Origin of the sequence: Streptomyces hyderabadensis (genome assembly GCF_020404845.1) — a bacterium.
In the GTDB taxonomy this organism is placed as follows: Bacteria; Actinomycetota; Actinomycetes; order Streptomycetales; family Streptomycetaceae; genus Streptomyces; species Streptomyces hyderabadensis.
The window spans coordinates 256,227-270,257 of sequence record NZ_JAIOJZ010000001.1; the positions used below are offsets into that span (position 1 = coordinate 256,227).

Annotated in this window: 14 protein-coding genes; 8 read left to right on the top strand and 6 right to left on the bottom strand. The window is 73.2% G+C overall.

All coding sequences use genetic code 11. The features are described from left to right. Positions 1 to 101: 101 nt before the first annotated feature. Together pspAA and K7854_RS01160 are read right to left on the bottom strand one after the other, a co-directional pair. Positions 102 to 386, bottom strand: coding sequence for a PspA-associated protein PspAA (gene pspAA, locus K7854_RS01155; protein WP_226024430.1), 285 nt, complete (start codon positions 384 to 386; stop codon positions 102 to 104). A gap of 21 nt (positions 387 to 407) precedes the next feature. Then, positions 408 to 1,199: a PspA/IM30 family protein gene (locus K7854_RS01160; RefSeq protein ID WP_264086733.1), complete on the bottom strand. Its 792-nt coding sequence runs from the start codon at positions 1,197 to 1,199 to the stop codon at positions 408 to 410. Positions 1,200 to 1,483: 284 nt separating this feature from the next. On the opposite strand from K7854_RS01160, the gene K7854_RS01165 reads away from it, so the two are divergent. From K7854_RS01165 to K7854_RS01175, 3 genes are all read left to right on the top strand, one after another. Continuing rightward, positions 1,484 to 2,122: a DUF3043 domain-containing protein gene (locus K7854_RS01165; protein WP_226024635.1), complete on the top strand. Its 639-nt coding sequence runs from the start codon at positions 1,484 to 1,486 to the stop codon at positions 2,120 to 2,122. An 83-nt stretch (positions 2,123 to 2,205) separates the two neighbouring features. After that, positions 2,206 to 2,907 carry a class I SAM-dependent methyltransferase gene (locus K7854_RS01170; protein WP_226024431.1) on the top strand — a complete coding sequence of 234 codons (702 nt, stop codon included), beginning with the start codon at positions 2,206 to 2,208 and terminating at the stop codon, positions 2,905 to 2,907. A 72-nt stretch (positions 2,908 to 2,979) separates the two neighbouring features. Then, positions 2,980 to 4,068: a S1C family serine protease gene (locus tag K7854_RS01175; RefSeq protein WP_226024432.1), complete on the top strand. Its 1,089-nt coding sequence runs from the start codon at positions 2,980 to 2,982 to the stop codon at positions 4,066 to 4,068. Positions 4,069 to 4,098: 30 nt separating this feature from the next. On the opposite strand, the gene K7854_RS01180 is transcribed toward K7854_RS01175, so the two are convergent. Then, positions 4,099 to 4,341: a hypothetical protein gene (locus tag K7854_RS01180; protein WP_226024433.1), complete on the bottom strand. Its 243-nt coding sequence runs from the start codon at positions 4,339 to 4,341 to the stop codon at positions 4,099 to 4,101. A 194-nt stretch (positions 4,342 to 4,535) separates the two neighbouring features. Here K7854_RS01180 and K7854_RS01185 point away from each other — a divergent pair, with 194 nt between their 5' ends. Continuing rightward, complete coding sequence (locus tag K7854_RS01185; RefSeq protein WP_226024434.1) at positions 4,536 to 5,735, top strand: bifunctional adenosylcobinamide kinase/adenosylcobinamide-phosphate guanylyltransferase; 1,200 nt, start codon at positions 4,536 to 4,538, stop codon at positions 5,733 to 5,735. On the opposite strand, the gene K7854_RS37645 is transcribed toward K7854_RS01185, so the two are convergent. After that, positions 5,724 to 6,443 (bottom strand): class I SAM-dependent methyltransferase, encoded by a 720-nt coding sequence (locus K7854_RS37645; RefSeq protein WP_226024435.1) that lies wholly within the window; start codon positions 6,441 to 6,443, stop codon positions 5,724 to 5,726. The two genes, K7854_RS01185 and K7854_RS37645, sit on opposite strands and share 12 nt — an antisense overlap. Before the next feature lie 135 nt (positions 6,444 to 6,578). Between K7854_RS37645 and cobT the strand changes: the two genes are divergently transcribed. Beyond that, a complete protein-coding gene (gene cobT, locus K7854_RS01195) occupies positions 6,579 to 7,637 on the top strand; it encodes a nicotinate-nucleotide--dimethylbenzimidazole phosphoribosyltransferase (protein ID WP_226024436.1) in 1,059 nt (352 codons plus the stop codon). A 370-nt stretch (positions 7,638 to 8,007) separates the two neighbouring features. Here the strand turns inward: cobT and K7854_RS01200 are convergent, their stop codons facing one another. Further along, a complete protein-coding gene (locus tag K7854_RS01200; RefSeq protein WP_226024437.1) occupies positions 8,008 to 8,748 on the bottom strand; it encodes a hypothetical protein in 741 nt (246 codons plus the stop codon). Positions 8,749 to 8,808: 60 nt separating this feature from the next. On the opposite strand from K7854_RS01200, the gene K7854_RS01205 reads away from it, so the two are divergent. Beyond that, positions 8,809 to 9,594 (top strand): adenosylcobinamide-GDP ribazoletransferase, encoded by a 786-nt coding sequence (locus K7854_RS01205; RefSeq protein WP_226024438.1) that lies wholly within the window; start codon positions 8,809 to 8,811, stop codon positions 9,592 to 9,594. Positions 9,595 to 9,664: 70 nt separating this feature from the next. Here the strand turns inward: K7854_RS01205 and K7854_RS01210 are convergent, their stop codons facing one another. Continuing rightward, positions 9,665 to 10,453 carry an endo alpha-1,4 polygalactosaminidase gene (locus K7854_RS01210; RefSeq protein ID WP_226024439.1) on the bottom strand — a complete coding sequence of 263 codons (789 nt, stop codon included), beginning with the start codon at positions 10,451 to 10,453 and terminating at the stop codon, positions 9,665 to 9,667. A gap of 251 nt (positions 10,454 to 10,704) precedes the next feature. Here K7854_RS01210 and K7854_RS01215 point away from each other — a divergent pair, with 251 nt between their 5' ends. Further along, on the top strand, positions 10,705 to 12,243 hold the full coding sequence (locus tag K7854_RS01215; protein ID WP_226024440.1) for a leucyl aminopeptidase: 1,539 nt from the start codon (positions 10,705 to 10,707) through the stop codon (positions 12,241 to 12,243). Positions 12,244 to 12,579: 336 nt separating this feature from the next. Beyond that, the gene (gene lpdA, locus K7854_RS01220) at positions 12,580 to 13,968 is read left to right on the top strand and encodes a dihydrolipoyl dehydrogenase (protein WP_226024441.1); all 1,389 of its coding nucleotides are present in this window, start codon (positions 12,580 to 12,582) and stop codon (positions 13,966 to 13,968) included. Positions 13,969 to 14,031 lie beyond the last annotated feature (63 nt).

Below are 14,031 nucleotides of genomic sequence, written 5' to 3' on the forward strand. Positions count from 1 at the left end.
GTCCGCGTCGGAAAGGGACCGAAACGGGCTGGGGATATCGACCCGCGTCGACAGGGTACCGGGCGGGCTGATGGTTGCCTGCCTGCGTCAGGAAGGCACCGTCAGGCACTCCCCGGGATGAGGCCGTCGTCGCTCAGCAGCTCCCGGACCTCCTCCAGGGTGGCGTCCGGGGACGGGAGGATGAGGTCGGAGGGCTCCAGGGTGTCGTCCGGGAGGGGCTCGCCCAGTTCGCGGACCTTGGCCAGGAGGGCCTTAAGGGTCGCGCGGAAGCCGGGGCCGTCGCCGTTCTCCATCTCGGCCAGGAGCTCGTCGTCCAGCTTGTTCAGCTCACCGAGCCGGCCGTCGGCCAGCGTCAGCTGTCCCTCCCCCATGATCCGTACGATCATGTCGGCCCTCCTAGGCGTGGGCTACTGCTTGTCGAAGCGCGGGGTGTCCTGCGGCTGGGACTGCGGGGCGGCCTGGCCCTGCCCCTGGCCGCCCTCGATGGCCTGGCGGTCGGCGGTGGAGCCGCCGGCCAGCTCGGCCTTCATGCGCTGCAGTTCCAGCTCTACATCCGTACCACCGGAGAGGCGGTCCAGCTCGGCCTGGATGTCGTCCTTGTGCATGCCCGACTGGTCGTCGAGGGCACCGGAGGCAAGCAGCTCGTCGATGGCACCGGCGCGGGCCTGGAGCTGAGCCGTCTTGTCCTCGGCCCGCTGGATGGCCAGGCCGACGTCGCCCATCTCCTCGGAGATGCCGGAGAACGCCTCGCCGATGCGGGTCTGCGCCTGGGCCGCCGTGTAGGTGGCCTTGATGGTCTCCTTCTTCGTGCGGAAGGCGTCCACCTTGGCCTGGAGGCGCTGGGCCGCAAGGGTGAGCTTCTCCTCCTCGCCCTGGAGGGTGGCGTGCTGCGTCTCCAGGTCGGTGACCTGCTGCTGGAGCGCGGCGCGCCGGGACAGCGCCTCGCGGGCCAGGTCCTCGCGGCCCAGCGCCAGCGCCTTGCGGCCCTGGTCCTCCAGCTTGCCCGACTGGGACTGGAGCTGGTTGAGCTGCAGCTCCAGCCGCTTGCGGCTGGTGGCCACGTCGGCGACGCCGCGGCGCACCTTCTGCAGCAGCTCCAGCTGTTTCTGGTACGAGTAATCGAGGGTCTCGCGCGGGTCCTCGGCCCGGTCAAGGGCCTTGTTGGCCTTCGCGCGGAAGATCATCCCCATACGCTTCATGACACCGCTCATGGGCTTCGCGCGCCCCCTTCTGACCGACTCCAGCTCCAGCGACTGCAACAGAACCCACAGTACGGGCCCTGCATCCATTACCGCACTGTTCGGGGACGGATGCGCTCATCCCCAAGGACGACTGCGTACGCTCCCCGTCCGGCGCAGGGAGTAGGTGCTCCCCGGGGTTGTCCGGAAAGTACCGGTGTCCGGGTCCGTGAGCACCATCCGCTCCGAACTTCCGCTCTGTCCCCTTACAGACGACCGGCGTTGCCGGATCGTTCCCCACCGGACTGGGGTCCACACCCCGGCACCCCGTACCCTTGGGTTTTGTGTTCCGTAGCCGTGCCAAGGATGAGAAGGCCCAGAGCGCCGTCAGCGCGCCGGTGACCGACTCCAAGCAGCCCCGTGACCCGCAGGCCCCCAAGGGCAGGCCCACGCCCAAGCGCAGTGTGGCCCAGTCCCAGCGCCGCAGCGTCGCCAATACGCCGATGACGCGCAAGGACGCCGCCAAGCGGCAGCGCGAGGAGCGGCGGACCGCGATGGCCCGGCAGCGCGAGGCGCTGGCGAAGGGCGACGAGCGGTACCTGCCGGCCCGCGACAAGGGCCCGGTCCGCAAGTTCGCGCGCGACTGGATCGACTCGCGGTTCAACATCGCGGAGTACTTCCTGCCGATGGCCGTGATCATCCTCGTGCTGAGCATGATCCGGGTGGCCTCGCTGCAGAACATCGCGCTGCTGCTGTGGCTGGTCGTGATCGTGCTGATCGTGCTGGACTCGATCGTCACCGGCTTCCGGCTGCGCAAGCGGCTGGCCGAGCGCTTCCCGGACGAGCGCCGGCGCGGCGCGGTGGCCTACGCGCTGATGCGCTCGCTCCAGATGCGGCGACTGCGGCTGCCCAAGCCCCAGGTCAAGCGTGGGGAGCGGCCCTGAGCACGACGCCGTTCACCGGGGGCGCGGCCGAGGCCTGGACAGCGGGGCTGTCCGGGCTTCGCAACGTCGTACGGCAGGAGCTGGTGGCCCGGCAGCTGGACGAGCAGATAGCCGGGCGGTTCGCCGTGGGCAGGCGGCTGCGGGTGCTCGACGTCGGGATGGGCCAGGGCACCCAGGCGCTGCGGCTGGCCCGGGCCGGGCACCAGGTGACCGGCGTGGAGCGGGACGCGACGATGATCGCGACGGCCCGCGAGGCGCTGGCCGGGCAGCCCGAGGGCATCCGGGAGCGGATGCGGATCATCGAGGGCGACGGCCGGGACACCGGCGTGCACTTCCTGCCCGGCAGCTTCGACGTGGTGCTGTGCCACGGCGTGCTGATGTACGTCGAGGAGCCCGATCCGCTGCTCGCGGGGCTGGCCCGGATGCTCGCGCCCGGCGGCCTGCTGTCGCTCGTGGTGCGCAACGGCGACGCCCTCGCGCTGCGCCCCGGCCTGCACGGCGACTGGGCGGGCGCGCTGGCCGCCTTCGACACCACGAACTACCGCAACCGCCTGGGCCTCGACGTCCGCGCGGACCGGCTGGCGACGCTGACGGCGAAGCTCGCGGGCATCGGCGCCCCGCTGCACACCTGGTACGGGGTGCGGGTCTTCACGGACACGGCGCCCGACGGGACCGCGCCGCCCGACGACCTCGAGACCCTGCTGGCCGCCGAGGAGCGGGCCGGCCGGACCGACCCGTACCGCGCGGTCGCGGCACTGCTGCACCTGTGCGGGGTGCGGGGCTAGGGGCTGCCCCGGCTTCGCCCGTTCGGGTGTTCACCGGGGGCCGGGTGACGGGGGCCCGGTGAGACTCGGGCCATGGACACTTCCCGCTCCCGGCTGCCCCGGCTGCTCGCTCCGCTCGCCGTCCTGGCCTGCTCCCTGCTGCTCGCGGCCGGCTGTTCCGACGCCGGTACGGGGACCGAACGGGGCGCGGGGAGTACGCGGGAGGGGGACACGGCGCAGGCCGCGGCGCCGCGCGCGGCCAACGACCTGCAGGCCGACTACGAACGGGTGATCAAGGACGTACTGCCGTCGGTCGTGCAGATCCAGGCGGGCGACTCGCTGGGGTCGGGGGTCGTCTACGACGACAAGGGGCACGTCGTCACCAACGCGCACGTCGTCGGGGACGGCAGGTCCTTCCGGGTGACCACGGCCCGCGCCGAGGGCGCCCTGACCGCGAAGCTGGTCTCCTCCTACCCGGAGCAGGACCTGGCGGTCATCAAGCTCGACAAGGTGCCCGAGGGCATGAAGGCAGCCCGTTTCGCGGACTCCGCGAAGGTGGAGGTCGGCCAGATCGTGCTGGCGATGGGCTCGCCGCTCGGCCTCTCCTCCAGCGTGACGCAGGGCATCGTGTCGGCGACCGGGCGGACCGTCACCGAGGGCAGCAGCGGGGGCGGCACGGGCGCGACCATCGCCAACATGGTGCAGACGTCGGCGGCCATCAACCCGGGCAACAGCGGGGGCGCGCTGGTGAACCTGGACGGGCAGGTGATCGGCATCCCGACCCTGGCGGCGACCGACCCGGGCCTCGGCGACAGCGCGGCGCCCGGCATCGGGTTCGCGATCCCGGCCTCGATGGTGACGACGGTGGCCGGCCAGATCGTCAAGGACGGCAGGGTCACCGACTCGGGCCGGGCCGCGCTGGGCATCACCGCACGGACGGTGGTCGACGACAGCTACCGGCCGGCCGGGGTGGCCGTCGTCGAGGTGAGCGACGGCGGGGCCGCCGACGACGCCGGGCTGCGGCCCGGGGACGTCATCGTCCGGCTCGGGGACACCGACATCACCACCATCACCTCGCTGTCCGAGGCGCTGGCGTCGATGCGGCCGGGCGACCGGACGAAGGTGACGTACACCCGGGACGGCGACGAGCGCACGGCCGAGGTGACGCTGGGCGAGCAGTGACGGGGGCGCGGCCGCCCCCGCCCCCGGGCCTCAGGCCTCGGTCCCCGCCTCGGCCTCGGCCTCCGCCTCCTCGGCGTGCAGGCTCATCGGGCCGTAGATCTCGGTGGAGTCCTCGAAGAGCCGCACCTGGTCGGTGCCGCCCTCCTGGAGGTCCTTCCAGTGCTCCCCGATCCAGGACTCGGCGTCCCCTTGCGTGGTGAACTCCTCGGGCTGCACCGCGGGCTGGACCTCCGTCCCGCCGGCCGTCTCGAACCGCCACGTCCATGCCGCCATGTACGCCTCCAAGATGTGAGCACATGCAGAGCGGAAGCCGGATCTTGGTCCGGCCCCCGCCCGCAGCCTATGCGCTGAGCCGGGCACTCCGTAGAAGACCGTGAGACAAGATCGGGTGACGGGAGAGGCCCCTCGCACGCCCCCTGGGGGGACTCGGGCGCGCACGTCGCCGGGCGACCGGTGAAAATCGGTGCGTGGACGTGACTCTGCTCGGCACCGGTGCCCCCGCGGGACTGCCCCGCCCCGACTGTCCCTGCGCGGCCTGTGCCGCGGCGCAGGGCGAGCAGGCGCGGGCGGCGGCCGCGCTGCTGGTGGACGGGGCGCTGCTGCTCGACCTGACGCCCGGCGTCGCCTTCGCCGCGGCGCGGGCCGGGCGCTCCCTGGCCGGCGTACGGCAGGTGCTGCTCTCCCACCCGCACGACGGGCCCGCCGTGGAGGTCCCGGCCGGGCTGCCGCAGCCGGGCCGGGTGCCGGACGGCCGGGAACTGGCCCTGCTGACCGGGCACCGGGTGCGGGCGGTGGCGCTGGACGCGCCCGGCACCGGGTACGCGGTGACGGGCCCGGACGGCCGACGGCTCCTGTATCTGCCGCCGGGCGGCGCCCCGGCCGGCCTGGAGGAGCCCGCGGAGCCGTACGACCTGGTCCTCGCGGACGTCGTGGGGCGGCCGGACGCGCTGGCGAAACTGCGCGCGGTGGGCGCGGCGGGCCCGACCACGGACGTCGTCGCGGTCCATCTGGACCACGACGTGCCGCCGGGCCGTGAGCTGGCCCGGCGGCTCGCGGCGGCGGGCGCCCGTGCGGTGCCGGACGGCACGACGCTGGCGGTGGGCTCGTACGAGGACGTGCCCGACGTACCGCGGCGCACCCTCGTGCTGGGCGGCGCCCGGTCGGGCAAGTCGGTCGAGGCGGAACGCCGGCTGGAGTCCTTCCCCGACGTGCTCTACGTCGCCACCGGCGGCTCCCGGGGCGGCGACACCGAATGGGCGGCCCGGGTCTGCGCCCACCGGGAGCGCCGCCCCGGGTCCTGGCGCACCACCGAGACCTGCGACCTGGTCCCCCTCCTGAAGGACGAGGGACCGCCCCTCCTCGTCGACTGCCTGTCGCTGTGGCTGACGGACGCGATGGACGCGGTCGGCGCGTGGGACGACGCGGAGTGGGCCGACGGCGGCGAACGGGCGCTCAGGGACCGGATGCGGGAGCTGACTCAGGCGGTCCGGACCACCCGGCGCACCCTGGTGGCGGTGTCGAACGAGGTCGGCTCGGGCATCGTCCCGGCCACGGCGTCCGGCCGCCGCTACCGCGACGAACTCGGCCGTCTGAACGCGGCGTTCGCGGCCGAGTGCGAACAGGTGCTGCTGGTCGTGGCGGGCCAGACGCTGGTGCTACGGGGCTGAGGCGTCCTTGCGCGCGATGACGCGCTGACCCCGGGAGCCGCTGAGGACCGTGCACCCCTGGGCCACGAGTTCGGCGCCCAGCCCGACGGGGTGCACGGGCACCAGGCGGCGCGGGTCGGCCACGTCGACCAGCAGATGCCCGCCGGGCCGCAGCGCCCCCAGCGCGGCCCGCAACTCCGCCCGCGGGTCCGGAACGCGCTCCAGGTGCTGGACGAGGCTGACGACGTCGTAGCGCTCCCGCACCCGCACCGCGACATGAGGGTCCGTCAGGCGTCCGACGAACGCCTCCTCCACCCGCTCCACGGCGCGGGCCCGCAGCACCCGGCCGGTGGGATCCACGCCGTCGAACGAGGTGTAGGGGAAGTGAGCACGGGCGGTCCGCGGGAAGTCGGCGTCCCCGGTGCCGACGTCCAGCCAGCTCTCGGGCTCGGGACAGCGGCGGGCCATCGCACGGGCGGCCAGCGCGTGTCTGAGCCGGACGCCGGCCCGGACCACGGGGTGTTCGGGTCCGGGGGTGAGCGGCGGATTGCGGAAGGCGTGCCGGCAGTCCGAGCACCGCTCGACCGGAGACCGGTGCGGCGCCCCCTGCCGCGGCCCGGCACCGCGCGACCGGCCCCGCAGCCGCCGCGAGCCGCACCAGGGGCAGTCCTCGCGGTACGGCCCGTACGCGGGGACGGGCGGCACCGAGGAGGCGGAGGTTCCGGACACGAGCGGCTCCCGACGTACAGGGGCGGTTACGACATTCCAGTCAAAACGTTACGTAGGTGAAGGCGCTCCGGAGCGCAACGACGCCGCCCGGCCGCGCCGACCGCCCCTTCGACCGGGGCCGGTACTGTTCGGCGAATGAGCTCGCTGAATCTCGACGACTTCACCGACCTGATCGAGCGCCCCGACGGCGGGGTACGCCGCGACGCGGAGGCACGCCGGGAGCGTCAGGTCGTCCCGCCCGGATCGCTGGGCCGCCTCGACGACCTGGGCGAGTGGCTGTCGGCGGCCCAGTCCGCCGTACCGGTACGGCCCGTCGAACGTCCCCGTGTGGTGCTCTTCGCCGGTGACCACAAGGTGGCCGAACTCGGCGTGTCGGCACGGCCCGCGGGCGGCGCGGGCGAGCTGGTGCGCGAGGTGCTGGCGGGCGGCCGGCCGGTGTCGGTGCTGGCCAGGCGCCTGGACGTCCCCGTGCGCGTCGTCGACATGTCCCTGGACTGCGACCCGGAGACGCTGCCGGCCGAGGTGGCGGGCCACCGGGTGCGGCGCGGCGGCGGCCGCATCGACGTCGAGGACGCGCTGACCCTTGAGGAGGCCGAGGCCGCCTTCCGGGCCGGGATGGCGGTGGCCGACGAGGAGGCCGACTCGGGCACGGACCTGGTGGTGCTCGGCGACCTGAGCGTGGGCGGTACGACGGCGGCGGGCGTGCTGGTCGCCGCGCTGTGCGGGACGGACGCGTCGGTCGTCACCGGGCGGGGCGGGCTGCCGATCGACGACCTGGCCTGGATGCGCAAGTGCGCGGCGATCCGGGACGCGCTGCGCCGCGCCCGCCCCGTCCTGGGCGACCAGCTCCAGCTCCTCGCCACGGTCGGCGGCGCGGACCTCACGGCCATGACGGGCTTCCTGCTGCAGAGCGCGGTGCGGAAGATGCCGGTGATCCTGGACGGCGTCGTGACGGCGGCGTGCGCGCTGGTCGGGCAGCGGGTCGCCTTCCGGGCGCCGGACTGGTGGCTGGCCGCGCACGACAGCGGGGAGCCGGGCCAGACCAAGGCGCTGGACCGGATGGCGATGGAGCCGCTGCTGTCCCAGGGCGTGCGGGTGGGCGAGGGCGCGGGTGGCTTGCTGGCGCTGCCCCTGGTCCAGGCGGCGGCGTCGCTGGCAGCGGAGCTGCCGGAGGTCTCCGACGGGAGCGAGTGACCGCGGTGCGGTGACCGTGGCTTCCTGGTCGCCCGGCGTTCGGGTGGGCGCGGGGCGGGGACGCAGCCCGGCGTTACGGGGTGCCGCTGCGCCCACCCGTGCCGCCCCAGCGGCACGACTGCCCGCAGCTACGCGGGGGCGACGCGGCGGGAAAGTCGCGTACGGCGGGAAGGGGACGTGTCGGGGGGTGTTCGCCCGCAGCGGTTGGCGCGTCAACGCCGGGAACCTCTAGGCCCACCGATTCCGCGCCGTTCCGAGGACGAACACCCCCCGGCGCGGCCCCGACCCACCCACCGAACCCAAGGCGCCACGCGCACCCCCACCAAACCCGCACAGGCGCCGCAGGCATACCGCACCGCGCACGCCACCGTCACCGCGGATCCGGACGCCCCCCGATCCAGTCCTGGACGACCCGGCGCGGCCCGGACCAGCGGCGGTCGTGGCGGCGGGCGCGCAGCCGGGCCCTGGCACGGGCCCGCGGCCGTCGGGCGTAGAAGCGGCGGTCCCACGGCGACCCGGGACGGGCCAGCCGCACCGCCCCCACGAGGGCCACGACGGGCACGATGACCCCGAAGATCGCCAGCCGCGCCTTGCCCTTGGCCAGGGCGAGCAGGGAGAAGAAGAAGTTGCCCGCGACCGTCGCGATGACGTTCGCGCGGTCCTGCAACTCGTCCTGGGACATCCCGTCGACACCGAACGGCGTGAACCCCGCGAGCACCAGCCCCACCAGCGCCGCGGTGAGCACCACGACCTCCACGCTCTTGCGCCCCGCCTCGGTCCAGTACACGTCGTCGAGGTGCAGGATCAGCGCGAACTCGTCAAGCACGAGCCCGGCCCCCATCCCGAAGACCACCGCCGCGAGCGCCGACCCGAACCCGTGCCGGCCCCCCGCGACCGCGCCGAAGCCGCCGACGACGGTGAGCACGACCCCCGGAACCACGTGGTGGATGTGCACCCCGCCCGCCTTGACGTTCCCGAAGGGCCCCTTGCCCGCCCGGATCAGCCGGGTGATGACCCGGGTGACCACGAACGTCAGCACGAACGCCGTCAGCGCGAGGAGCAGCGGCAGCTTGCCCGGTTCCAGGATGTTGCGCTGCCACCAATCTCCCATATGCGCACTTTATCCCCGAGACCCGTCAACGCCCCTCCGACCGCCGGGTAGTCTGCGCCGGTGCTCAGGACCCCCTCCCCCGACGGCCTCCGTTTCGCCTTCGGCACCCTCACCGTGCTCCCGGTCGAAGTCACCCGCTGGGACAGGACCGCCGCGCGCGGCGGCATGCTGTGGGCCCCGCTGGCCGGCCTGACCGTGGGCGTCCTCGCCGCGGGCGTCGGGCTCCTCCTGCTCGCCCTGGGCGCCGGAAGCCTGCTCGCCGCGGTCGCCACCGCCGCCGTCCCCGCCGTACTCACCCGCGGACTGCATCTGGACGGACTGGCCGACACCGCCGACGGACTGGGCAGCGGCAAGCCCGCCGAGGACGCCCTGCGGATCATGAAGCAGTCGGACATCGGACCGTTCGGCGTGCTCACCCTGCTGTTCACGCTGCTCGCCCAGGTGGCCGCCCTCGCCCAGGCCTACGACGGCTCGTGGGCCCGGGGAGCGCTCGCCGCCGCGGTGTCGGCGACGGCCGCCCGGCTGGCGCTCACGACGGCGGCCCGGGCCGGGGTGCCCGCCGCCCGTCCGGAGGGCCTGGGCGCGGCGGTCGCCGGAGTGGTCCCGGCCGGCGCGGCACTGGCAGCGGTGGCGACGGTCGTCGTACTGGCCGCCGCGACGGCGGGCGCGTACCTCGGCCCGTACGACGCACTGCGCACGGCGCTGGCCGTCGGGTGCGCGGTCGCCGTCGCCGAACTCCTGCTGCGGCACTGCGTCCGCCGCTTCGGCGGCGTCACGGGCGACGTCTTCGGCGGGGTGGCCGAGACGGCGGCCACGACCGCGCTGGTGGTCCTGGCCCTGGGCTGAGGACGACGCAGGAGCCAGGGCCCCAGCCAGGGCCCGGGCCAGGACCGGAGCCAGGACCGGAGCCAGGGACTCAGCAGGCCTCCCGCCACGCGTCCAGTTCGTACTTCTTCAGCATCGAACTGAGCCGCAGCTCACGGGAGTCGGCGCAGAACCGTTCCGTCGGCAGCTCGTACTCGACGTGGAAGACCGCCTTGCCCGCGTCGGTGAACGGCTGGTTGTCGGCGCACTCGCCGTACTGGGCGCACTGTTCGTTGACGGCGAAGTCGAAGTCGTCCACCAGGTCCGGGATCTGGTCCAGGTCGTTCTTCAGGCCGACGGCCATCCCGCGGTCGTGGGCGAGGTCGGCGATCAGCCGGTTGTAGCGGAGCTGGTCGTCGCCGGTGAGCGGGAAGCCGGTGTCGTTCTTGTAGCCGTCCATGTTGTCCGGCTCGACCGCGTCGAAGCCCTTGTCCCGGCACATGTCGAGGCGTTCGGCCATCAGCGGCTCCAGGACGTCCGTCGCCCGGATGTCCAGCCACCGCTCGCCCTCCCAGCCGTTGCCCTTGCCCAGCACCTCCTCGGGGAACTCGTCGGCGTCGGGCCGGAAGTCCTCCCAGGCGCCGGTGGAGACGTAGCAGATGACCTTGCGTCCGTCGTCGTGCAGACCCGCGACCGCGGCCTTGTCGTGGTCGAAGCCGTCGATGTCGTAGACGGGTACGTCGACGGAGGTGTCGAGCTTGCCGCTGAGCTGCCACTGCCAGGCGGTACCGGGGGTCGGCCGCCAGTGGTCGGCGGCGCCCCCGCCGTCGTCACCGGGGGCCGCCGTGCAGCCCGCGAGCAGCAGCGGGAGGAGGGCTGTCGACAGGACCGGGCGTCTCACGGGAAGTGCTCCAGAGTGCGTCAGGGGTGGACGGCGTACCTCCGGAATGATCTCCCATCCGCACGACCGGGCGGAAACCGCGGCCCCGCGGGAGGGAGCGCGGCCGGGCGCGAGCGTAGGCTCGTGGCGAGTGTTCGCCTGCCCAGGCGAGGACCGCATCGCAGGAGGGATCTAGGGTCGGATGTCGGGCCCGGTCGACCCACCCGCATTCGGCCACACCAGACTTCATACGGAAGCGAGATTTCACCACCGTGACTGCTCTCACTCTCTCCACCGCCGCGGCGCCCGGCCTCCGGGCCGACGCGATCGTGATCGGTGTCGCCAAGGGCGCAGGCGGCCCGTCCGTCGCCCCGGGCGCCGAGGCCGTGGACAAGGCGTACGACGGCCGGCTCGCCGGCGTCCTGGAGACCCTCGGTGCCTCGGGCGCCGAGGGCGAGGTGACGAAGCTGCCCGCTCCGGCCGGTTTCAAGGCGCCCGTCGTGGTGGCGGTGGGCCTCGGTGCCGAGCCCGAGAAGGACGCCGGTTTCGACGCCGAGGCGCTGCGCCGGGCCGCCGGTGCGGCCGCCCGTGCCCTGGCCGGGGCCAAGAAGGCCGCCTTCGCCCTGCCGCTCACCGAGGCCGCCGACGCCGGTGTCGTCGCCGAGGGCGTGCTGCTCGGCGCGTACTCCTTCGACGCGTACAAGGAGTCCGCGAAGGACGCCAAGGGCGCCAAGGGGAAGGGCAACGGCAAGGCCCCGCTGGCGGAGGCCGCGCTGCTCGGCGGCAAGCCCCGCGACAAGGCGTACAAGGCGGCGGTCGAGCGTGCCGCGGCGGTCGCCGAGGAGCTGAACCGGGCCCGCGACCTGGTGAACACCCCGCCGAACGACCTCAATCCGGAGGCGTTCGCGGCGGTGGCGCAGGCGGCCGCCAAGGAGCACGGCATCAAGGTGCAGGTGCTCGACGAGAAGGCGCTCGTCAAGGGCGGCTACGGCGGCATCCTGGGCGTCGGCGCCGGTTCGGCGTCGGGTCCGCGGCTGGTGAAGCTGTCGTACACCTCGCCCAAGGCGAAGAAGTCCCTCGCCTTCGTCGGCAAGGGCATCACCTACGACTCGGGCGGCATCTCGCTGAAGCCGGCCGGGCACAACGAGACGATGAAGTGCGACATGGCCGGTGCCGCCGCCGTGTTCGCCGCGGTGGTCGCCGCCGCGCGGCTCGGCCTGGAGGTCAACGTGACCGGCTGGCTGGCGCTGGCCGAGAACATGCCGTCGGGCTCCGCGACGCGCCCGGGTGACGTGCTGCGCATGTACAGCGGCAAGACGGTGGAGGTGCTCAACACCGACGCGGAGGGCCGGCTCGTGCTCGCCGACGCGCTGTGGGCGGCCTCGCAGGAGAAGCCGGACGCGATCATCGACGTGGCGACCCTGACCGGCGCGATGATGCTGGCGCTGGGCAGCCGGACGTACGGGATCATGGCGAACGACGACGCGTTCCGCTCCGCGGTGCACGAGGCGGCGGAGGAGTCCGGCGAGCCGGCCTGGCCGATGCCGCTGCCGGAGCACCTGCGCAAGGGCATGGACTCGCCGACCGCGGACATCGCGAACATGGGTGAGCGGATGGGCGGCGGTCTGGTGGCCGGTCTGTTCCTGCGGGAGTTCGTCGGCGAGGGCATCACCTGGGCGCACCTGGACATCGCGGGTCCGGCCTTCAACGAGGGCGGGCCGTTCGGGTACACGCCGAAGGGCGGCACGGGGACGGCGGTGCGGACGCTGGTGCGGGTCGCCGAGCGGGTTGCCCTCGGCGATCTCGGGTGACGTACGCCTGAACTCGGGGGGTGCGGGTGGTACTGCGGCTGCGGGTCCGTCGTGGCTCGTCGCGCAGTTCCCCGCGCCCCTCGGGTCGGCTGCCCCCGGGGCGGCCGTCCCGGTGTCGGCCGAGAAGGACCGTCGGTCCCGCGGAGGAGAGACCCGCTCACCTGAACGTGGGGTGTCTCACACCCCGGCCCCACGTCTCGTTCGCCTCTCACAAGTGCGAAGATGGAGCCCGGCAGGACAGGGCCCACCCAAGGGCCGAGAACAAAGAGCGGCCGGACACCAGCCGCCGACCGGTCACTGGAGACCGGCGTGGCGCACATGCATGGAGGACGTGACGTGGCGAACGACGCCAGCACCGTTTTCGACCTAGTGATCCTCGGCGGTGGCAGCGGTGGTTACGCCGCGGCCCTGCGCGGGGCGCAGCTGGGCCTGGACGTCGCCCTGATCGAGAAGAACAAGCTTGGCGGCACCTGCCTGCACAACGGCTGTATTCCCACCAAGGCCCTGCTCCACGCGGGCGAGGTCGCCGACCAGTCCCGCGAGAGCGAGCAGTTCGGCGTCAAGACGTCCTTCGAGGGCGTCGACATGGCCGGCGTGCACAAGTACAAGGACGAGGTGATCGCCGGCCTGTACAAGGGGCTGCAGGGTCTGGTCGCCTCCCGCAAGATCACCTACATCGAGGGTGAGGGCCGGCTCTCCTCCCCGACCTCCGTCGACGTGAACGGCCAGCGTGTCCAGGGCCGCCACATCCTGCTGGCGACCGGCTCCGTGCCGAAGACCCTGCCGGGCCTGGAGATCGACGGCAACCGGATCATCTCCTCGGACCACGCCCTCACCCTCGACCGCGTGCCGAAGTCCGCGATCGTGCTGGGCGGCGGCGTCATCGGCGTCGAGTTCGCCTCCGCGTGGAAGTCCTTCGGCTCCGAGGTCACGGTCATCGAGGGCCTCAAGCACCTGGTCCCGGTCGAGGACGAGAACAGCTCCAAGCTCCTGGAGCGCGCCTTCCGCAAGCGGGGCATCAAGTTCAACCTGGGCACCTTCTTCCAGAAGGCCGAGTACACCCAGGACGGCGTCAAGGTCACCCTCGCCGACGGCAAGGAGTTCGAGGCCGAGATCCTGCTCGTCGCCATCGGCCGCGGCCCGGTCTCGCAGGGCCTGGGCTACGAGGAGAACGGCGTCGCGATGGACCGCGGCTTCGTCCTCGTCGACGAGTACATGCGGACCAACGTCCCGACCATCTCTGCCGTCGGTGACCTCGTTCCCACCCTCCAGCTCGCGCACGTCGGCTTCGCCGAGGGCATCCTGGTGGCGGAGCGGCTCGCCGGCCTGAAGACCGTGCCGGTCGACTACGACGGCGTGCCGCGGGTGACGTACTGCCACCCGGAGGTCGCCTCCGTCGGTCTCACCGAGGCCAAGGCCAAGGAGGTGTACGGCGCGGACAAGGTCGTCTCGATCAAGTTCCCGCTGGGCGGCAACGGCAAGAGCCGCATCCTGAAGACCGCGGGCGAGATCAAGCTCGTCCAGGTCAAGGACGGGGCCGTGGTCGGCGTCCACATGGTCGGCGACCGGATGGGCGAGCAGGTCGGCGAGGCGCAGCTGATCTACAACTGGGAGGCGCTGCCGGCCGAGGTGGCCCAGCTCATCCACGCCCACCCGACGCAGAACGAGGCGCTCGGCGAGGCCCACCTGGCGCTGGCCGGCAAGCCGCTCCACATGCACGACTGACCGCTTCGGTCTTCGGGCGCGACGACACAGACTTCCGCAATTTCGTAAGGAGCAACCGAAACC

Coding starts and splice junctions, on each gene's coding strand:
- pspAA (WP_226024430.1), bottom strand. CDS start 386: ATGATCGTACGGATCATGGGGGAGGGACAGCTGACGCTGGCCGACGGC.
- K7854_RS01160 (WP_264086733.1), bottom strand. CDS start 1,199: ATGAAGCGTATGGGGATGATCTTCCGCGCGAAGGCCAACAAGGCCCTT.
- K7854_RS01175 (WP_226024432.1), top strand. CDS start 2,980: ATGGACACTTCCCGCTCCCGGCTGCCCCGGCTGCTCGCTCCGCTCGCC.
- K7854_RS01180 (WP_226024433.1), bottom strand. CDS start 4,341: ATGGCGGCATGGACGTGGCGGTTCGAGACGGCCGGCGGGACGGAGGTC.
- cobT (WP_226024436.1), top strand. CDS start 6,579: ATGAGCTCGCTGAATCTCGACGACTTCACCGACCTGATCGAGCGCCCC.
- K7854_RS01200 (WP_226024437.1), bottom strand. CDS start 8,748: ATGGGAGATTGGTGGCAGCGCAACATCCTGGAACCGGGCAAGCTGCCG.